Annotated in this window: 19 protein-coding genes, 1 pseudogene and 1 riboswitch; of the genes and pseudogenes, 11 read left to right on the forward strand and 9 right to left on the reverse strand. The window is 52.5% G+C overall.

What is annotated here, in order from left to right:
• The first annotated feature begins 87 nt into the window (after positions 1–87).
• The 3 genes from ACVXHP_RS10170 to hldE all read left to right on the forward strand — a co-directional run bounded on the left by ACVXHP_RS10170 (position 88) and on the right by hldE (position 5,815).
• Positions 88–1,389, forward strand: coding sequence for a CYTH domain-containing protein (locus tag ACVXHP_RS10170; RefSeq protein WP_447571378.1), 1,302 nt, complete (start codon positions 88–90; stop codon positions 1,387–1,389).
• 92 nt (positions 1,390–1,481) lie between these two features.
• The gene (gene glnE / locus ACVXHP_RS10175) at positions 1,482–4,322 is read left to right on the forward strand and encodes a bifunctional [glutamate--ammonia ligase]-adenylyl-L-tyrosine phosphorylase/[glutamate--ammonia-ligase] adenylyltransferase (protein WP_447571379.1); all 2,841 of its coding nucleotides are present in this window, start codon (positions 1,482–1,484) and stop codon (positions 4,320–4,322) included.
• Between the two features lie 59 nt (positions 4,323–4,381).
• Entirely contained in the window at positions 4,382–5,815 is a 1,434-nt protein-coding gene (gene hldE / locus ACVXHP_RS10180; protein ID WP_316130335.1) for a bifunctional D-glycero-beta-D-manno-heptose-7-phosphate kinase/D-glycero-beta-D-manno-heptose 1-phosphate adenylyltransferase HldE, read from the forward strand.
• 111 nt (positions 5,816–5,926) lie between these two features.
• On the opposite strand, the pseudogene ACVXHP_RS10185 reads toward hldE, so the two are convergent.
• Positions 5,927–6,055, reverse strand: a pseudogene (locus tag ACVXHP_RS10185) (hypothetical protein); the annotation flags it as partial.
• Between the two features lie 127 nt (positions 6,056–6,182).
• Here ACVXHP_RS10185 and glgS point away from each other — a divergent pair.
• Positions 6,183–6,389 carry a cell surface composition regulator GlgS gene (gene glgS, locus ACVXHP_RS10190; RefSeq protein ID WP_200009051.1) on the forward strand — a complete coding sequence of 69 codons (207 nt, stop codon included), beginning with the start codon at positions 6,183–6,185 and terminating at the stop codon, positions 6,387–6,389.
• 33 nt (positions 6,390–6,422) lie between these two features.
• On the opposite strand, the gene ubiK is transcribed toward glgS, so the two are convergent.
• On the reverse strand, positions 6,423–6,719 hold the full coding sequence (ubiK, locus tag ACVXHP_RS10195; RefSeq protein ID WP_038633935.1) for a ubiquinone biosynthesis accessory factor UbiK: 297 nt from the start codon (positions 6,717–6,719) through the stop codon (positions 6,423–6,425).
• Between the two features lie 132 nt (positions 6,720–6,851).
• A riboswitch (FMN riboswitch) is annotated at positions 6,852–7,002 on the forward strand.
• A gap of 106 nt (positions 7,003–7,108) precedes the next feature.
• On the opposite strand from ubiK, the gene ribB reads away from it, so the two are divergent.
• Positions 7,109–7,762 (forward strand): 3,4-dihydroxy-2-butanone-4-phosphate synthase, encoded by a 654-nt coding sequence (ribB, locus tag ACVXHP_RS10200; RefSeq protein ID WP_038633931.1) that lies wholly within the window; start codon positions 7,109–7,111, stop codon positions 7,760–7,762.
• A gap of 83 nt (positions 7,763–7,845) precedes the next feature.
• Here the strand turns inward: ribB and dsbI are convergent, their stop codons facing one another.
• From dsbI to ACVXHP_RS10215, 3 genes are read right to left on the reverse strand one after another with little or no spacing between them, the layout of a single operon-like run.
• Positions 7,846–8,523 carry a protein-disulfide oxidoreductase DsbI gene (dsbI, locus tag ACVXHP_RS10205; protein WP_316128934.1) on the reverse strand — a complete coding sequence of 226 codons (678 nt, stop codon included), beginning with the start codon at positions 8,521–8,523 and terminating at the stop codon, positions 7,846–7,848.
• Positions 8,524–8,537: 14 nt separating this feature from the next.
• Positions 8,538–9,206 carry a thiol:disulfide interchange protein DsbA/DsbL gene (locus ACVXHP_RS10210; protein ID WP_200009049.1) on the reverse strand — a complete coding sequence of 223 codons (669 nt, stop codon included), beginning with the start codon at positions 9,204–9,206 and terminating at the stop codon, positions 8,538–8,540.
• A 23-nt stretch (positions 9,207–9,229) separates the two neighbouring features.
• The gene (locus ACVXHP_RS10215; protein WP_447571380.1) at positions 9,230–11,026 is read right to left on the reverse strand and encodes an aryl-sulfate sulfotransferase; all 1,797 of its coding nucleotides are present in this window, start codon (positions 11,024–11,026) and stop codon (positions 9,230–9,232) included.
• 396 nt (positions 11,027–11,422) lie between these two features.
• Here ACVXHP_RS10215 and ACVXHP_RS10220 point away from each other — a divergent pair, with 396 nt between their 5' ends.
• Complete coding sequence (locus ACVXHP_RS10220; protein WP_165406980.1) at positions 11,423–11,599, forward strand: hypothetical protein; 177 nt, start codon at positions 11,423–11,425, stop codon at positions 11,597–11,599.
• A 66-nt stretch (positions 11,600–11,665) separates the two neighbouring features.
• On the opposite strand, the gene zupT is transcribed toward ACVXHP_RS10220, so the two are convergent.
• Positions 11,666–12,439, reverse strand: a complete 774-nt coding sequence (zupT, locus tag ACVXHP_RS10225; protein WP_038633928.1) for a zinc transporter ZupT — start codon at positions 12,437–12,439, stop codon at positions 11,666–11,668.
• A gap of 147 nt (positions 12,440–12,586) precedes the next feature.
• On the opposite strand from zupT, the gene ygiD reads away from it, so the two are divergent.
• Complete coding sequence (gene ygiD / locus ACVXHP_RS10230; RefSeq protein WP_447571381.1) at positions 12,587–13,375, forward strand: 4,5-DOPA-extradiol-dioxygenase; 789 nt, start codon at positions 12,587–12,589, stop codon at positions 13,373–13,375.
• A 40-nt stretch (positions 13,376–13,415) separates the two neighbouring features.
• On the opposite strand, the gene ACVXHP_RS10235 is transcribed toward ygiD, so the two are convergent.
• The 3 genes from ACVXHP_RS10235 to tolC all read right to left on the reverse strand — a co-directional run bounded on the left by ACVXHP_RS10235 (position 13,416) and on the right by tolC (position 16,879).
• The gene (locus ACVXHP_RS10235) at positions 13,416–14,576 is read right to left on the reverse strand and encodes a glutathionylspermidine synthase family protein (RefSeq protein WP_447571382.1); all 1,161 of its coding nucleotides are present in this window, start codon (positions 14,574–14,576) and stop codon (positions 13,416–13,418) included.
• A 5-nt stretch (positions 14,577–14,581) separates the two neighbouring features.
• Positions 14,582–15,259: a DUF1190 family protein gene (locus ACVXHP_RS10240; protein WP_003024591.1), complete on the reverse strand. Its 678-nt coding sequence runs from the start codon at positions 15,257–15,259 to the stop codon at positions 14,582–14,584.
• Between the two features lie 147 nt (positions 15,260–15,406).
• Positions 15,407–16,879 (reverse strand): outer membrane channel protein TolC, encoded by a 1,473-nt coding sequence (tolC, locus tag ACVXHP_RS10245; RefSeq protein ID WP_447571383.1) that lies wholly within the window; start codon positions 16,877–16,879, stop codon positions 15,407–15,409.
• Between the two features lie 205 nt (positions 16,880–17,084).
• Between tolC and nudF the strand changes: the two genes are divergently transcribed.
• The 4 genes from nudF to yqiA are packed head-to-tail and all read left to right on the forward strand — an operon-like array spanning position 17,085 to position 19,569.
• Positions 17,085–17,717 (forward strand): ADP-ribose diphosphatase, encoded by a 633-nt coding sequence (gene nudF / locus ACVXHP_RS10250; protein WP_200009044.1) that lies wholly within the window; start codon positions 17,085–17,087, stop codon positions 17,715–17,717.
• Positions 17,714–18,136, forward strand: coding sequence for a DUF1249 family protein (locus tag ACVXHP_RS10255; RefSeq protein ID WP_003024582.1), 423 nt, complete (start codon positions 17,714–17,716; stop codon positions 18,134–18,136). Before nudF ends, ACVXHP_RS10255 begins: the two co-directional genes overlap by 4 nt.
• Positions 18,137–18,160: 24 nt before the next feature.
• Positions 18,161–18,988 (forward strand): 3',5'-cyclic-AMP phosphodiesterase, encoded by an 828-nt coding sequence (cpdA, locus tag ACVXHP_RS10260; RefSeq protein WP_447571384.1) that lies wholly within the window; start codon positions 18,161–18,163, stop codon positions 18,986–18,988.
• Positions 18,988–19,569: an esterase YqiA gene (yqiA, locus tag ACVXHP_RS10265; RefSeq protein ID WP_316128940.1), complete on the forward strand. Its 582-nt coding sequence runs from the start codon at positions 18,988–18,990 to the stop codon at positions 19,567–19,569. Before cpdA ends, yqiA begins: the two co-directional genes overlap by 1 nt.
• The last annotated feature ends 10 nt before the right edge of the window (positions 19,570–19,579 follow it).

The following is a 19,579-nucleotide window of genomic DNA, read 5'->3' on the forward strand; positions in this document are numbered from 1 at the left end:
GCAAAATACTATCTACTTGACCATTAAGAACGAACTTAGTTCGCAGTCAGTTTTCTCAACTGTGACATAACCCATAAGTACAAGACCATGGCCCAGGAAATCGAATTAAAATTTATCGTCAATAGTGATGCTGTAGATGCGCTACGTGAGCGTCTGAATACGCTGGGAGGAGAGCATCACGCGCCCAGCCAGTTGCTGAATATCTACTACGAAACGCCGGATGCCTGGTTGCGTGGTCACGATATGGGGCTGCGTATCCGCGGTGAAAACGGTCATTATGAAATGACCATGAAAATTGCCGGACGGGTAACGGGCGGTCTGCATCAGCGACCAGAATATAACGTTGCGCTGAGCACGCCTGAGCTGGATCTCGCCCTGTTTCCCGCTGAAGTCTGGCCTGATGGCAAGCTACCCGCGGAACTCGCTTCTCAGGTGCAGCCGCTGTTTAGCACCGATTTTTACCGTGAGAAATGGTGCCTTGATGTTGACGGTAGCCGGATTGAGATAGCCCTCGACCTTGGGGAAGTGAAAGCGGGCGAGTTTGCTGAACCTATCTGTGAGCTTGAACTGGAGCTGCTAAGCGGCGATACCCGTGCGGTACTGAAGCTGGCAAACCAGCTGGTTTCGCAAACCGGTTTACGTCAGGGCAGCCTGAGCAAAGCGGCGCGCGGCTATCATTTAGCGCAGGGGAATGCGCCGCGTGAACTCAAACCGACGCGCATTTTGCGGGTTCCGGCGAAGGCGAGCATCGAGCAAGGTCTGGAAGCTGCGCTGGAGCTGGCATTATCACAGTGGCAGTACCATGAAGAGCTGTGGGTACGTGGCGTCAAGGGGGCAAAATCCGAGGTACTGGCGGCAATGGGCCTGGTGCGCCACATTCTGATGCTGTTTGGCGGTAATGTGCCACGAAAAGCGAGCGCTCACTTACGTGATTTGCTGACCCAGTCGGAAGCAATCATGGCGTCGGACGTTTCTGCCGTTTCGGCGGTTTACAGCACACAAACGGCGATGGCAAAACTGGCGCTGACCGAATGGCTGGTAACCAAAGGATGGCAGCCGTTCCTTGATGCGAAGGCGCAGGGTAAAATTGCCGACTCCTTTAAGCGTTTCTCAGATATTCATCTCTCGCGTCATGCCGCTGAGCTGAAAACCACTTTTGCTCAGCCGCTGGGCGATCAGTATGCCGATCAGCTTCCACGCCTGACGCGCAACATTGATAGTATGCTGATGCTGGCGGGATATTATGACGAAAATGTCGCCTCGGAATGGATCGCCAACTGGCAGGGCCTGCGTCACGCCATCGCGGCCAACCAATATATTGAAATTGAACACTTCCGCAATGAGGCGATCGCGCTGGAACCGTTCTGGCTGCACAGCGGAAAACGATAATCAGGACTGAGACCGGGATGCCTGATGACGCTGCGTTTATCAGGTCTACAAGGCCATATCTTGGGCCTCAATACTCAAAGGATGTCCCATAAATGAAGCAGCTCTCTTCACCGTTACAGCAGTACTGGCCGACCGTTGTTGAGCGGCTGCCAGCAGCAGTATCTGAGTCTTCGCTTAGCGTGCAGGCGAAGTCAGTGCTTACATTCAGTGATTTTGTCCGCGACAGCCTTATTGCCCATCCTGAATGGCTTGTAGAGCTGGAAAGCGCAGCGCCCCAGGCGGACGAATGGCAACACTATGCCGCCTGGCTACAGCAGGCGTTGGCCGAGGTCAGCGACGAAAACACGCTGATGCGTGAGCTACGCCTGTTTCGCCGTCGCATTATGGTGCGTATCGCATGGGCGCAGACGCTGTCGCTGGTGACAGAAGAGAGTATCTTGCAGCAGCTAAGTCATCTGGCTGAAACGCTGATCGTTGCCGCGCGTGACTGGTTATACGCCGCCTGCTGTCGCGAATGGGGAACGCCTTGTAATCCAGAAGGTGTTGCGCAACCGCTGCTGATTTTAGGCATGGGGAAACTGGGCGGCGGCGAGCTGAATTTTTCCTCCGATATCGATCTGATTTTTGCCTGGCCGGAGCACGGCAGTACGCAGGGCGGACGACGCGAGCTGGATAACGCGCAGTTCTTTACCCGTATGGGCCAGCGGCTCATCAAGGTCCTGGATCAGCCCACAATGGATGGCTTTGTTTATCGGGTGGACATGCGCCTACGCCCGTTTGGCGACAGTGGCCCGCTGGTGCTGAGCTTCTCCGCGCTGGAGGATTATTACCAGGAACAAGGCCGCGACTGGGAACGCTATGCGATGGTCAAAGCCCGCATTATGGGCGATGCCGATGGCACTTACGTCAATGAACTCCGCGCCATGCTGCGACCGTTTGTCTTCCGTCGTTATATTGATTTCAGCGTGATCCAGTCTCTGCGTAACATGAAAGGGATGATTGCCCGTGAAGTGCGCCGTCGCGGACTGAAGGACAACATTAAGCTGGGGGCGGGCGGTATTCGTGAAATCGAATTTATCGTGCAGGTATTCCAGCTTATTCGCGGCGGGCGCGAGCCGTCGCTGCAATCCCGCTCGCTGTTACCGACGCTGAGCGCTATCAACGCGTTAAACCTGCTGCCAGATACCGATGCGGAGCAACTGCGCGCAGCCTATCTCTATTTACGCCGTCTGGAAAACCTGCTGCAAAGCATCAATGATGAACAGACCCAGACGCTGCCGGGTGATGAACTGAATCGTGCGCGGCTGGCATGGGGAATGAACGTTGATGACTGGCAGCAGTTGACCGATGTGCTGGCTGGCCATATGCACAACGTGCGTCGGGTGTTTAACGAGTTGATTGGCGATGACGAAGCCGAAACTCAGGAAGAGTCGCTGTCAGAACGGTGGCGCGAACTGTGGCAGGACGCCTTACAGGAAGATGACACCACGCCGGTGCTGACGCATCTGGCGGATGACGATCGGCGACGCGTCCTGTCGCTGATCGCGGATTTTCGTAAAGAACTGGATAAACGCACCATTGGCCCACGCGGACGCCAGGTGCTGGATCATTTAATGCCGCATCTGCTGAGCGACGTCTGTTCGCGTGACGACGCTTCAGTACCGCTGTCGCGTATTACGCCGCTGCTGGTGGGCATTGTCACCCGTACAACCTATCTGGAGCTGCTGAGCGAATTTCCCGGCGCGCTCAAACACCTGATTTCACTGTGCGCCGCCTCGCCGATGGTCGCCAGCCAGTTGGCACGGTATCCGCTGTTGCTCGACGAGCTGCTGGATCCGAACACGTTGTATCAACCCACGGCGACGGATGCCTATCGCGATGAGCTGCGCCAGTATTTGCTGCGCGTACCGGAAGATGACGAAGAGCAGCAACTGGAAGCGCTGCGTCAGTTTAAGCAAACCCAGCTGTTACGTATTGCCGCGGCTGATATCGCCGGCACGCTACCGGTGATGAAAGTGAGCGACCACTTGACCTGGCTGGCGGAAGCCATTATCGATGCGGTAGTCCAACAAGCGTGGACGCAGATGGTTGCTCGCTACGGACAACCTCTGCATCTCGGCGAGCGTGAAGGGCGTGGTTTTGCCGTGGTCGGCTATGGCAAGCTGGGCGGCTGGGAGCTGGGTTATAGCTCGGATCTCGATTTGATCTTCCTGCATGACTGCCCAATGGACGTGATGACGGACGGCGAACGTGAGATTGACGGGCGACAATTCTATCTGCGTCTTGCGCAGCGCATTATGCACCTTTTCAGCACCCGTACCTCCTCCGGTATTTTGTACGAAGTGGATGCGCGGCTGCGTCCGTCCGGTGCGGCGGGGATGCTGGTGACATCAGCGGACGCTTTCGCCGATTACCAGCGCAACGAAGCCTGGACATGGGAGCATCAGGCGCTGGTGCGCGCGCGCGTAGTGTACGGTGACCCGCAATTGACCTCTCAGTTTGACGCGGTACGTCGCGATATCATGACCCTTGTCCGTGACGGAAAAACCTTGCAAACCGACGTGCGCGAAATGCGTGAGAAAATGCGTGCCCATTTGGGCAATAAGCATCGCGATCGTTTTGATATCAAAGCGGACGAAGGCGGCATTACCGATATTGAGTTCATTACGCAATACCTGGTGCTGCGCTATGCCCATGAGAAACCGAAGCTGACGCGTTGGTCGGATAACGTGCGCATTCTGGAATTACTGGCGCAAAACGACATTATGGATGAGCAGGAGGCGCTGGCGCTTACCCGTGCTTATACGACGCTGCGTGATGAACTTCACCATCTTGCCTTGCAGGAGCTTCCGGGCCATGTGGCGCCAGAGTGCTTTGAGGCTGAACGCACGCTGGTGCGCGAGAGCTGGCAGAAGTGGCTGGTTGCCGAGTGAAGTGTGCTATTATCGCGCGCAAATTTTAAGACCCTCAGAGAATCTCTCAGGAGACAGGAATGAAAGTAACGCTGCCAGAGTTTGAACGTGCAGGAGTCATGGTTGTCGGTGATGTGATGCTGGATCGCTACTGGTACGGTCCTACCAGCCGTATTTCACCCGAAGCGCCGGTTCCGGTGGTGAAAGTGGATACCATCGAAGAACGTCCCGGTGGCGCAGCAAACGTGGCGATGAACATTGCCTCCCTGGGAGCGAATTCGCGTCTGGTGGGCCTGACCGGTATTGACGACGCGGCACGTGCGCTGAGCAAAACACTGGCGGATGTGAACGTAAAATGTGACTTCGTGTCCGTACCGACCCATCCGACGATTACCAAACTGCGCGTGCTTTCCCGTAACCAGCAGCTGATTCGCCTGGATTTCGAAGAAGGTTTTGAAGGTGTGGATCCACAGCCGTTGCACGAGCGTATTAACCAGGCGCTGGGTTCTATCGGCGCGCTGGTGCTCTCTGATTACGCCAAAGGCGCGCTGGCAAGCGTGCAGCAGATGATTGCGCTGGCGCGTAAGGCCGGGGTTCCGGTGCTTATCGATCCGAAAGGGACCGATTTTGAACGCTACCGTGGCGCCACGCTGCTGACCCCGAACCTGTCGGAGTTTGAAGCGGTGGCCGGTAAGTGCAAAAGCGAAGACGAGTTGGTTGAGCGCGGCATGAAAGTGATTGCTGATTTCGACCTTTCCGCACTGCTGATCACGCGCTCCGAACAGGGGATGACGCTGCTGCAACCGGGCAAATCGCCACTGCATATGCCGACCCAGGCGCAGGAAGTGTATGACGTGACCGGTGCGGGCGATACGGTTATCGGCGTGCTGGCGGCGACGCTGGCGGCGGGTAACTCTCTGGAAGAAGCGTGCTACTTTGCTAACGCCGCAGCCGGTGTTGTCGTGGGTAAACTGGGGACGTCCACCGTTTCTCCCATTGAACTGGAAAACGCCGTGCGCGGTCGGGCAGATACTGGCTTTGGCGTGATGAGCGAATCTGAGCTGAAACAGGCCGTTGCCAGCGCCCGCAAACGCGGTGAGAAAGTCGTGATGACCAACGGGGTGTTCGACATCCTGCATGCGGGGCACGTCTCCTATCTGGCAAACGCGCGCAAGCTGGGCGATCGCCTGATCGTAGCGGTAAACAGCGATGCTTCGACCAAACGTCTGAAAGGTGAAACGCGTCCGGTCAACCCGCTGGAACAACGGATGATCGTACTGGGCGCACTGGAGGCCGTCGACTGGGTGGTCTCTTTTGAAGAAGATACACCGCAGCGTCTGATTGCGGGCATCCTGCCGGATCTGCTGGTAAAAGGCGGCGATTATAAGCCGGAAGATATTGCGGGCAGCAAAGAGGTGTGGGCGAACGGCGGTGAAGTACAGGTGCTGAACTTCGAAGATGGCTGCTCAACGACCAATATCATCAAGAAGATCCAGAAAGACAGCGATAAATAACACCTGAAAAGTTTGCCGGATGGCGGTGTGAACACCTTATCTGGCCTACGTGACGTAACGTTTGTAGGCCAGATAAGACGCTTTCGCGTCGCCATCCGGCATTTTTACGTTTTATTCTTGAGCCACAGCGCTACTTTCCACTGATTTTAACAGCTCGGCCAGTGCTGACAGCGAACCGCTGGACAATCCAATTTCACTTAACAGCGAGTCAATCAGCGGCGCTTGTGTACGATAAGGAAGAGTTGTCGGAAACTGTGAACCAGAACGTTGATTTGCGCACAATATGTACAGAACGGCTTCGTATTCAGGGAAATACTGAAACTAGAAAAAGCATATGGCCTTAGCAGATATTCAATAACTGGAGGGTATGCTCATGCACAGCAACATGTATTCAATGAACAATTTCGATTTCCTGGCCCGCAGTTTTGCCAGGATGCAGGCTGAGGGCCACCCTGTTGATATCCAAGCCATCACTGGCAATATGGATGAGGAACATCGTAGCTGGTTTTGTAAACGTTATGCGCTGTACTGCCAGCAGGCGACAGAGGCGAAGAAACTCGAACTGGAACACTAACAGAAAAACGGGCCTTGCGGCCCGTTGTCGTTTTTACTCTTGCGGATCGACTGAGGGGATCGCGGGGGCTGGCTTAACTTCTGCCGTTTTTTCACGCGCTTCCAGCTCAGTCAGGCGTTGCTCAAGCAGCGCCAGCTTTTCACGGGTACGCAGCAAAACCTGAGTCTGTACATCAAACTCTTCACGGCTGACAAGGTCCAGACGGGTCAGCTGTGACTGCAGCGTTTGACGAATTTTCTTCTCGACGTCTTCCCCAAACTCGCGGATCCCTTTCGGCATCGACTCGTGAACTTGGCGAGCAATCTGCTCAATTTTTTTCGGGTCAATCATTGTGGTTTCCCTGAACTGGTACGTGTTGCTGCTTATTGTAGTGCGAACGGGCGCAGGCATAAACCAGAATTGTGTGAAGCTAAGTCGAGTAAAGGCGTTGATGAAGGTAATCAATAGCGTTATAGTTAACCCGCTTATTCTCAGGGCGGGGCGAAATTCCCCACCGGCGGTAAATCAGCTTAATGCTGAAAGCCCGCGAGCGCTTTGGGTGCAAACTCAAAGGTCAGCAGATCCGGTGTAATTCCGGGGCCGACGGTTAGAGTCCGGATGGGAGAGAGTAACGATCCAGTCGGGCATGGACCCGCTCACGTTATTTTTTTGCCGCTTAGACGGTACTCCTAAGACTGCCCTGATTCTGGTAACCATAATTTTAGTGAGGTTTTTTTACCATGAATCAGACGCTACTTTCCTCTTTTGGTACGCCTTTCGAACGTGTTGAACATGCGCTGTCTGCGCTGCGTGAAGGACGCGGTGTGATGGTGCTTGACGACGAAGATCGTGAAAACGAAGGCGATATGGTTTTCCCGGCAGAGACCATGACCGTTGAACAGATGGCGCTGACCATCCGTCACGGCAGCGGTATTGTTTGCCTGTGCATCACTGAAGACCGACGCAAACAGCTCGATCTGCCAATGATGGTGGAAAATAACACCAGTGCTTACGGTACCGGTTTTACCGTGACCATTGAAGCCGCAGAAGGCGTGACCACCGGCGTTTCCGCTGCAGACCGAGTCACTACGGTGCGTGCGGCAATTAAGGATGGCGCAAAACCTTCCGACCTGAACCGCCCGGGACACGTTTTCCCGCTGCGCGCTCAGGCAGGCGGTGTGTTGACTCGCGGTGGTCATACTGAAGCCACCATCGATCTGATGACGCTGGCAGGCTTTAAACCAGCAGGTGTGCTGTGCGAACTGACCAATGATGATGGCACCATGGCGCGTGCGCCGGAGTGCATCGAATTTGCCGGCAAGCATAATATGGCTGTGGTCACTATCGAAGACCTGGTGGCTTACCGTCAGGCGCATGAGCGTAAAGCCAGCTAATAGCGTGTTGCCGCGCCTGCTGTAGAAGATTAAAAAAACCGAAGTCAGTTTTCTGGCTTCGGTTTTTTGTTATTGCAGCCTGGCTATTTAGTTCTGGCCAGTTTGATTGCCCAGGCGCCGCTCATAATCACTAATAGCAGCAAACATACGCCAAAGGCCAGCAGGCAGGCCTGCGCCATATTCATAAAATGCCACGGAGGCAGGAGATACCAACCTTCCGACTGTTGGTACAGATCGACAAACCACTTTTGCATACTACTGAGCGCCACGCCATCGGGAACAATGGGGGCGTCATAGCCGCAGTCTCCTGTGGGCTTAAACCATTCCGGCGCCCAGTTTGCCAGCGGCAAATTGAACGGAAAGGTCGGATCGGTGGAACATCCCTGTACGCCAAACAGCGAATCCGGGTCCGGATTATGTACTGCATAATGAATGCCGTTAAGTTTGATGGAAAACTTAATGCCCATGATGCTGCCGTAAAATGCCGCGATGCAGCCGATAAGCTTCAGAACAACATTTTTGGGGTTTATCGCCGCGATCAGCCCACCAAAAACCATCACGAACATGGCAAAGCGAATGTATACACATTGCTCGCAGGGGGCCATGTAGAGATAGATTTGGAAGAATGAGTGCGCCAGAATAATTAACCCACCCATTGCGCAAGCCATCAGTAACCACAGAAAGCGCCGTTCCTGCCATCTCACCAGGGTATCAACCGGTGCAATACATAAGTCTCGCCACAATCCTTTCATGAAAGCCATAGCCGGGTCCCTGTTTATTTTGCCGCCAGCTCTCTGACAAGCTCAGCCATAGAATCAATGGATTTGATGTTTTTGGTGTAGATCAGGTATTTGCCGTTGACGACGTAAGCCGGTACGCCCTGAATTTTGGCGACATCATATGCCGCTTTCCATTTCTCCAGCGTTTGCTGTACGGCAGGCTCCTTCAGTGCGGTTTCAAAATCCGCCTGACTCATACCCGCAGCATCCAGCCCCGTCTTGATGAATGAGGCAGGATCTTTACCGTCTGACCAGCGCTCTTTCTTGTCGTGGTAGGCTGCGTAATATGCGAACTTGGCTTTTTTGAACTGAGATTTGGCGTCAAACAATGAAATTCCTGCCGCCTGGTCCTTATTAATCATTACCGCAAATACTTCGCTTGCCTGTTTACCGTATTCCCCTTTGGTTTCCAGATGAAACGGCGTGAAGGTAACCATGTCGGCGACTTTTTCTGATACGGGGCCCGTTACGGCTTTATCGTATTTGTAGCAGAACGGACAGGCGTAGCTGAATACTTTGATTAACGTCTTATCCGCATTAGGAATCGGTTTCTCAAGCACCATATAGTCAGTGCCTTCGGTAAAAGCCGATGCTGCAAACGGTGAGGCAAGTGCGGCGGTTAATACCACGCTTTTAAATAATGAAGTGATCCATTTAGATGACATAATTAATCCTTAATCTAACATGATTATTTAAACATTTGTTGTGGGCGGACCAGTAATGCACGGTAGTGTGTTTGGTTTGGCTTATCGGAAAGGACATTAATTTCAACTTTGACTTCTTTGGTCTTGTAGTCAATTTCATTAATTTTGCCAATGGTCGGCTGTCCGACGTCAAATAAATTAATCGAACCACCAAAGCCAAACATGGTATCGCGATCTTTTTGATATTCGATAACCGAAGTGATGGGACTATAAAAATCATAGCCGCGCTCTTTTCCGTATTCCCAAATTTGCTGGACGGTTCCTTTTTTCTCGTCAATTTTATATTCGACAAAACGCGAGTATTTCATCGTCGGTAAAGCTGGTTGTTCAAGTCCACGACCATCGCCGTTATCAAAGACGGTTAATGTCCCTTTGCTGGAGAGCCATGCGGTGTGCTGGGTGTAGGTGAAATCGAAATCGGTGTTTTCACACTTGCCGTTTTCATCACATTTCAGCGCGTTGCCTTTAGCATCTACCGGTTTTAACAGCTTACTTGCCAGCGCTTTATTCCAGCCTTTAGATGGCGCCAGGATCCACTTCACCTGTTTATCCCGACCAATTTTTACGACGCCCTGATGGCGGGAAGAGATGATGATAGAGTCATCTTTAGCGTCATAGGCAATGGAGTTGACGTGAGCCCAGTTACGGCCCGCGCCAACGCCGAGGGCATCACCGTAGGGGGTATCTGGCTCCAGTTTCGCCTGTTGACCTGCGTGAGCGAGGTCGACGTTGACACATACCGCGCCTGCGTCCAGCGCACCCAGCAGCGCGTCACGCATCGGGTCGAGAATTTTTGTCAGATCCCATACGTCAACAACGCGACCGGATCTGTCGACTTCAATAATCTGGTCGCGAATAGTTTGCACGTGAATGCCATCTTCCTTGCGATAATCGCGTTTACCCACGCGCAGCAGCACGGTGTCATTGACCGTTTCGATCGATTCATGCGACGCGTCAAGGAATCCACGCGGTAGCTTATGGTCGGCCAGAATCTGTCCCATCAGATCGAATTCATACCAGTGCTGGCCCTGCACGGCGGTGAAGGTTCCGCGCGGAGTTTCCCGAATGCCCATCAGGTAGCCGCGCTTATTGATATCCATGTCATGGCCGTCATAGAAGGTATCCTGATCCAGCCACCAACGGTATTCACCTTCCGTATCGACGACAAAGGTGAAAGGGGCGATATCAAAGGGTAATGCGCCACCGGCGGGACCCGCATCAAGGATGCCGGCATTTTTGTCTTTTTCACCATGCCAGTGGAATTCTGCGCCCTGCGCGGTGAAAGTATGGGTATTCACCAGATACAGACGGTCTTCAAAGCCGGGAGCTACCTTAATAACTTTAGTTTGCTGTAAATCAGAAAGAGAACGGTTATCCATGTAGTGATTAACGATGGCGGATGTTTGCACCACGTAATCGTCCTTCATGGCCTTACCATTTTCTTTATATTCAATGGTAACTTTATTAGCGAACTTTTGATAAAGGCCAAAAACAGGAATGCCATCGTAAGTGGCGAGTGATTCTTTGCCAACGGTATAAGTAACTGGAACCCCTTTTTCACCTTTACCATGAACGGTGACTTTAACATCCGAGATAACGTGACTATCTAATTCAATCAGTGCGGTAAGTGGGGCATTTCCATAAGGATCAACAACTATTGCGCCCAGTTTTCCTGCGGGTTGGGCGGGTTGAAAACCAGCGGCAAACGCATTTCCCACAGTGAATCCAAACGTCAGTGCAAGCGTTCCAGCGAGAAGTGTTTTTCGGTATTGCATAAACATGGATATATCTCCTTATATTACCTGTAAATATAATGATGCTGAATATATTATGTTTTTCCGATGTTAATTAATCAAAGAATAGTATTACTGATGCTGCTTTTATGATGAATCAATTACTATTGATGAGATGTATTATTCTGCAGAGTCTAATTTTTATTATTTTTGGATAGTATGAGTGAGACATTTTAAGAACAATATTTATTATTGCGTTGTGTGATCTTGTCGACATAGTTTAATTTTCTATAACGATTTGGGCTATTAGCGTAGTCGCTTATTTATATGATCGAAATCATATATTTGTTTCTGGAATATGCCACTATAGGAGTAGGTCAGAATAAGGTAGTGTAAAATTTTAACGTTAAATGTTTAATGATGTTAAATATTAAGGGTAAAAGAATGTTTATTGCCTGGTATTGGATTGTATTAATTGCACTCGTTGCGGTGGGTTATTATTGTCATATGAAGCGTTATTGTCGGGCGTTCCGCCAGGACAGAGATGCATTACTTGAGGCGCGAAACAAACTCTTTCGTCGATCTGGCGAAGATAACGGCGCGGTTAAGGGACAGGAATAGTCCTTCGCGTTCTGCTATGGATGAGCGGATGCTGTTAAACTTGCAGGGTGGCATCCGCCCTCTGGATTATCCGATTCCCATGGACTGGAGAATGACGAGACTTAACCCCATCACCGACATTCCGCACAATACCCCATAGCTGGGATTATTATTGGGATCGATCTCTTTTGCCAATGGCATCAATTCATCGACGGACAGCGCGACCATAATACCTGCGACGGCCGCCATTATCGCCGCCATCACTACCGGCGAAATCAGACTACCGAGAATTAACCACGCCAGTACGCCGCCCAATATTTCGGCCATGCCCGAAATCCCGGCCCAGAATATCGCAGTGCGTTTGGATCCCGTAGCCGCATAGACCGGACCCGCCACGGCTAATCCTTCAGGAATATTGTGTAATGCGACGGCAAGGGCAATACCAAAGCCCAGTTCGAGGTTGCTACTGGCGGTAACAAATGTCGCAATTCCTTCCGGGAAGTTGTGCAGGCTGATGCCGAGCGTTAATAAAATCGCGGTACGCCGGATAGAACCGGGTAAAGGCTGCGTGGTTTTTTGCACCAGATCCTGAGGGTGAGCATGCGGCAGTATACGATCGAGGCCAAAGTAGCCCAGCAGGCCCACAATAAACATCCCGTAACCCAACACCGGCGACATGCCGTCAGCCGCCAGCGCAGCAGGTAGCATCTCCATTAAAGAGATCAGTAACATGATCCCGGCGGCGAAACCTAAAGAAAAGGCAAGAACGCGGTTGGAAGGTTTTTGCCCCAGCACGCCGAGAAATGCGCCGATAAACGTGGCGGCACCTGCCAGTAAAGTCAGAAGTAAAGGTACTGACATCGACAAATCTAACTCCTTATCAATCTGCTGTCCGGGCCAGATCGTCAAAATAACTGATGATCTTCATCATGGTTATCTGAGTTCTTCATTAACCGAAAAAGCGTATTGTGATGGTATCAAAATGACTCCCTCAGTAAGGATATCATCATGTCTTCAGCTCGTATGCCAGCATTGTTTTTGGGCCACGGTAGCCCGATGAATGTTTTGGAAGATAACGTTTATACCCGTGCCTGGCAGCAACTGGGGGAAACGTTGCCGCGTCCGAAAGCCATTGTGGTGGTGTCGGCGCATTGGTTCACCCGTGGAACCGGCGTGACGGCGATGGAAGCGCCAAAAACAATCCACGATTTTGGCGGTTTTCCACAGGCTTTGTATGACACGCATTACCCGGCCCCCGGTTCACCGGAACTGGCGCAGCATCTGGTTGAGGTGCTTGCTCCGGTACCAGTGGCCTTAGACCAGGAAGCGTGGGGCTTTGACCACGGCTCATGGGGCGTGCTGATCAAGATGTATCCGAATGCGGATATTCCGATGGTGCAGTTAAGCGTCGACAGTACCAAACCTGCGGCCTGGCATTTTGAGATGGGGCGCAAACTGGCGGCATTGCGTGATGAAGGCATTATGTTGGTGGCCAGCGGCAATGTTGTGCACAACCTGCGTACTGCGCGTTGGCACGGTGAGAACACGCCATACCCGTGGGCGACCTCATTCAACGATTATGTGAAGGCAAACCTGACATGGCAGGGACCGGTTGAACAGCACCCTCTGGTCAACTATCTCGATCATGAAGGTGGATCGTTATCGAACCCGACGCCAGATCACTATCTGCCGCTGCTGTATGTATTGGGCGCGTGGGATGGCAAAGAGCCGGTGACTATTCCTGTCGACGGGATTGAGATGGGCAGTTTAAGTATGTTGTCGGTACAGATCGGATGAGAAATGCCGGGTGACGGATTCGTCTCACCCGGCACAACGATTATTCGACAAAAATATGCGGATAGAAGCGCGAGAGATCCTGAGTGATCAACGCTCTGTCTTCACGAATGCCGATGCCAGCAGGTTGATCATTAATCAGCCAGCTGCCGATCAGCATATAGCTGTCGCCAAATTTTGGTAGCTGATGGAACTGCTGCACGATCATACCTTCTTCGCCATACGGCCCTTCCACGGCTTCGATCGTTTTCCCGTTCTCGATGATGGAGACGTTAGCGCCTTCACGTGAGAAGATTGGCTTAATGACGAATTTATCCATCTGCGGATAGTCGTCTTCGGCGAAATAAGCAGGCAACAGGTTCGGATGGTTGGGGAACATTTCCCACAACAGCGGTAATAGCGCTTTGTTGGAGATGATGCTCTTCCAGGCCGGTTCCAGCCAGCGAACGCCCGCGTCTTCAAGCTTGGTGGAGAACATTTCACGCAGCATGAATTCCCACGGATAAAGTTTGAACAGGTTGGCAATAACCTGATCCTGCATATCCGTGAACTGACCTTTTTCACCCAGGCCAATATCTTCGACATAGAGGAATTCACTGGCGATCTCAGCCTCGGCAGCGCAATCCTGCAGATACTGGATCGTACCGCGATCTTCGACCGTATCACGACAGCAGGTCAGATGCAGCAACTGAAAACCATACTGTTCACGCAGCTCGGTGAAGCGCTCGATCAGCTTTTCCTGCAGACTGTTGAACTGATCGCTGCCTTCCGGCAGGTTGCCGGCATTGAGCTGATCTTCCAGCCAGATCCACTGGAAAAAAGCAGCTTCGTACAGTGACGTTGGCGTATCGGCGTTGTTTTCCAGCAGTTTGGGTTCACCCGTGCCGTCCCACGCCAGATCCAGACGTGAATAAAGTGACGGTTGCTGTGTCTGCCATGACTGACGGACAAAACCCCAGGTATGCTTCGGAATGCGAAACTTGGTCATCAGCTCATCGCTGGAGATGACCTTTTCCACCACTTTGAGGCACATTTGATGCAGCTCTGCGGTGACCTCTTCCAGCTTTTCAACCTGAGCAAGCGTGAGCTTATAGTACGCGTCTTCACACCAGTACGGCTCGCCGTACATGGTGTGAAAGTTGAAACCGTATTCGGTGGCCTTATCGCGCCAGTCCGGGCGCTCAACAATACTGACTCTTTCCATGACGATCAGCCACCCATTGAACGTGTGGTCGTGCCGCTGGCGCTACGCTGCATGGTGCTCTGTTTGGCCACAGACTCACCAAATCCGCCGCGTGTTACGGTAGAGGTGGTGGCAGGTTTCGGTGCCATGGCGGTTTTCGGTACGGTCATGGTGCGACCCGGCGTCGCTGCGCCGTAGTTTTTACCGCTGGCGTCAGTGTATTTGCCATATGCCGGGCTGGCCGGGTTTTTCGAGCTGAACAGCGGCTGCTGAGCGCCCATTCCGCCGCCCATCAGTCGGCCCATCATGTAGCCTGCCATCAGCGGCATCCAGAAGCTGCCGCTGCTTTGGTTCTGCGCCTGAGCCTGGCCTTCGCCGGTCGGCGCCATACCCGCTTGCGCAGGTGCCTGTTGGCACTGGCCTTCGCCGAATTCGGCGATACAGTCTTCGCGAGTGGCATATTTTGGCGCGGTGCGTTCCGCTTCTTTCAGCGCATTGTTGAACGCGGTGGTACATTCGGCGCTTTTACCCGGATTTGCTGCAGAGCAGTCGTCCGCGTTTTGATAAAGCGAAACCGTTTCGTCGCTCTTTTCACAGCCCGCGAGCATAAACACAGCGGTAACTGCCAGGGCGACAGGAGTCAGATGGCGCGCGCTCCAGCTTTTGCGGAACGAGGCGTGATGTATAGATTTTGTCCGTTTCATTTATGTCTTCCAGGACCCAGTGGTAACTCTGCTCAGAATAGAGGATGACTGGTCGAAATTGAAGCGGGAAGAGGCGAGAATGCGTAGGAAGGGGCGGATCTTTACGTTGTCTTACGTTCAGACGGGGCCGAAGCCCCGTCATCAGCATTAATTACGGAACGGGTTGGTGCCGTTGCTGCTGGTTGTAGGTGCTGCTGTCGGCTGCGCCGCCGGCGTCGTGCTGTTGGACGTATAACCATCCGCTGCGGCGTCTTGCTGCGCGTTTTGCGGGGCGATCGTATCCGGGGTAGTGGATACCGGTTTACCCAGCGTATTGTTCAGGGCCACCAGATCCTGCTCGTTCAGCGTACCGAGCGCGGATTTGACGTTTAACTGATTGATAAGATAGGTATAACGCGCATTAGCCAGCTGTTGCTTGGCGTTGTACAGCGTGGTAGTGGCATCCAATACATCCACGATGGTACGTGTACCAACGGAATAACCGGCTTCCATTGCATCCAAAGAACTTTGCGCAGAAACAACCGCTTGTTTGTACGCGTTGATGCTACTGATGGATGCATTAATGTTGTTAAACGAAGAACGAACGGTCTGCACCACGCTGCGGTGTGCGCTTTCCAGTTGTTCACTCGCGCCAACAAAGTTGTACTGCGCTTGTTTCACCTGCGAGTTAACCATTCCGCCCTGATAAATAGGCAGTGAGAAGCTCAGACCGATTTTGTTCTGGCCCATGTTGCTGTCGTCATACTGGGCGTTGTTGGTTTTGGAGCCGCTGTATGACGTATCCGATACGCCAGTAGATGCGGTCAGGTCCAGAGTCGGTAAATGACCGTCCTGCGCCAGGCGAATCTGTTCACGCGCCAGATCCTGGCTTAAACGTGCCTGCAATAATGACAGGTTGCGGTTTTCTGCTTCTTTCAGCAGTGCGTTCACCGCCTGCGGTTTGTTGGTTTTAAAGCCGTCAACGTTCAGCGAAGCCAGTTCCGGGTAGTAGTTACCGGTCACCTGGCGCAGCTGTTCCACCGCGTTATCCAGATTGTTGCGCGCGGTAACTTCGTTCGCCAGCACGGTATCGTATTGTGAACGGGCGTTCTGCACGTCAGTGATGGCAACCAGGCCAACGTTAAAACGCTGAGTGGTCTGATCTAACTGACGGTAAACCGCATCTTTCTGTGCCTGGGTGTAAGACAGCACGTCAATCGCGTTCAGTACGTTAAAATAGGCGGTAGCGGTATTCAGGATCAGCGTTTGCTGATCGGTCTGATAGGTCACGTCCTGGATGCCCGCTGATTTTTCTTGCAGCGTCAGGGCACGCCATTTTGACATATCAAAAATGGACTGAGTTAACTGCAGAGAAGCGCTGGTGGCGTTGGAGTTAATGCCATTTGCATCACGGTAGCCATTGCTGTAGGTGTAATCGGCACCTAATCCCAGTTGCGGCAGTAATGGGCTACGCGCTTCGTTAATTTTTTCGAATGCAGCATCGCGATCGGCGGCGGATTTACGCAATTCCGGGTTGCTCAGGCGTGCTTGCTGATAAACCTGCATCAGGTTTTCTGCCTGGCTCAGAGTACTGAACCCCGACAGGCTCAGGCCGATAAGGATGGGGAGCAATTTCTTCATTTGCATTCCTTGTTGTGAAGCAGTATTTAGCGCTGATCAAATTGTAAAAATATTTGCTGATTCTAGCAGAATCCGCCACTGCAAAAAGTTGGCGTTACGTGCCATACGGCGTTAATTTGCATCAATTTAACACAAGGGCGTTGAAACATCAGTCAAACGACCTTGAAATTCACATTTTAAACACTATTGGTTTCAGGACAGCACAATGCGTAAACCAGACAACTTGCCAATGACTTTCACTAAAAATGATGTAGAAATTATTGCACGAGAAACGCTATACCGCGGATTTTTTTCACTGGATCTTTATCGGTTCCGCCATCGCCTGTTTAACGGCGGGATGAGCGGTGAGGTAAAGCGCGAAATTTTTGAGCGCGGACACGCGGCAGTCTTGCTACCCTTTGACCCTGAGCGGGACGAAGTTGTGCTGGTCGAGCAGATCCGCATCGCGGCGTTTGATACCAGCACAAGCCCGTGGCTACTGGAAATGGTAGCCGGGATGATCGAAGAGGGCGAGAGCGTTGAAGATGTCGCGCGCCGTGAAGCCATGGAAGAAGCCGGGCTTAACGTTAAACGCGTAAAACCGGTGCTGAGTTATCTGGCAAGCCCAGGAGGCACCAGCGAACGCTCATCGATTATGGTGGGTGAAGTGGACGCCACGACCGCGAGCGGAATTCATGGTCTGGCTGATGAAAACGAAGATATTCGTGTTCATGTGGTGAGCCGGGAACAGGCTTATCAATGGGTAGAAGAGGGGATAATCGACAACGCGGCTTCTGTCATCGCCTTGCAATGGTTACAGCTGCACTATCAAGAGTTAAAAACTGAGTGGAAAAAATGAAGCGTTACACACCTGACTTCCCTGAAATGATGCGCCTGTGCGAAACCAATTATTCGCAATTGCGCCGCCTGTTGCCGCGTAATGACGCAGCCGGCGAAACAGTGAGCTATCAGGTGGCAAACGCACAATATCGGTTAACGATCGTTGAATCGACCCGATACACTACGCTTGTCGCGATCGAACAAACGGCACCGGCTGTGACTTACTGGAGCCTGCCGTCGTTAACCGTGCGTCTGTATCATGATGCGAGGGTGGCTGAAGTGTGTTCAAGTCAGCAGATCTTTCGCTTCAAAGCGCGGTATGATTATCCAAATAAAAAGTTGCATCAACGCGACGAAAAGCATCAAATTAACCAGTTTCTGGCCGACTGGTTACGGTACTGTTTAGCACATGGAGCGATGGCGATTCCGGTTTATTAGCGTCGTGAAACCTAAGGACACCATTTGGAAAGCCTGTTAACCCTTCCTTTGGCTGGTGAGGCCAGAGTCAGGATCTTACAAATTACAGACACTCACCTGTTTGCCGAAAAGCATGAAACGCTGCTGGGGGTGAATACCTGGGACAGCTATCAATCCGTACTGGATGCAATACATGCTGAGTCGCCAGAGTTCGATCTGATCGTCGCGACTGGCGATTTGGCGCAGGATCAATCCGCTGCGGCTTATCAGCATTTTGCTGAGGGCATCGCAAGTTTTCGTGCGCCCTGCGTTTGGCTCCCGGGTAATCATGATTTTCAGCCTGCAATGTACAGCGCGCTGCAGGACGCGGGCATTTCCCCGGCTAAGCGTGTCTTCATTGGCGAACAGTGGCAAATATTGTTGCTGGACAGTCAGGTGTTTGGCGTTCCCCACGGCGAGTTAAGCGAATTTCAGCTCGAATGGCTGGAGCGTAAACTCGCCGATGCGCCTGAACGCAATACTTTGCTGCTTCTGCATCATCATCCTCTGCCTGCGGGCTGCAGCTGGCTCGATCAGCACAGTCTGCGTAATGCCGCCGAGCTGGACAACGTGCTGGTGAACTACCCACGCGCGAAGTATCTGCTGTGCGGGCATATCCATCAGGAACTGGATCTGGACTGGAACGGTCGCCGCCTGTTGGCGACGCCGTCGACCTGCGTGCAGTTTAAGCCGCATTGCTCTAATTTCACGTTAGATACCATCAGCCCCGGCTGGCGTACGCTGGAGCTATTTGCTGACGGTACGTTGCAGACTCAGGTGTGTCGTCTGCAGGGTAATCGATTCCACCCTGATACCGCTTCAGAAGGCTACTGATGTCTACGCTTCTTTATCTTCATGGATTTAACAGCTCTCCTCGTTCGGCGAAGGCGTGTCTGCTAAAAAACTGGCTGGCGGAGCACCACCCGCACGTTGAGATGATCGTACCGCAACTGCCGCCGTATCCTGCTCAGGCAGCAGAGATGCTGGAATCGATCATTCTTGAGCACGGCGGCGAGTCGCTGGGGATTGTTGGTTCCTCGTTGGGCGGCTATTACGCCACCTGGCTGTCACAATGTTTTATGCTGCCAGCGGTGGTAGTGAACCCGGCGGTCCGGCCTTATGAACTGCTGGTCGACTATCTCGGTCAAAACGAGAACCCCTACACGGGGCAGCAATATGTGCTAGAGTCACGCCATATTTACGATCTTAAAGTCATGCAGATTGACCCACTGGAAGCGCCGGATTTAATCTGGCTGCTCCAACAAACGGGCGATGAAGTGTTGGACTACCGCCAGGCGGTGGCGTATTACGCCTCCTGCCGCCAGACAGTTACTGAGGGCGGAAACCACGCATTCACGGGCTTCGAAGATTATTTCAACCAGATTGTCGATTTTCTTGGACTGCACAGTTTCTGACGATCAATTC

The organism is Citrobacter freundii complex sp. 2025EL-00176 (assembly GCF_053309355.1).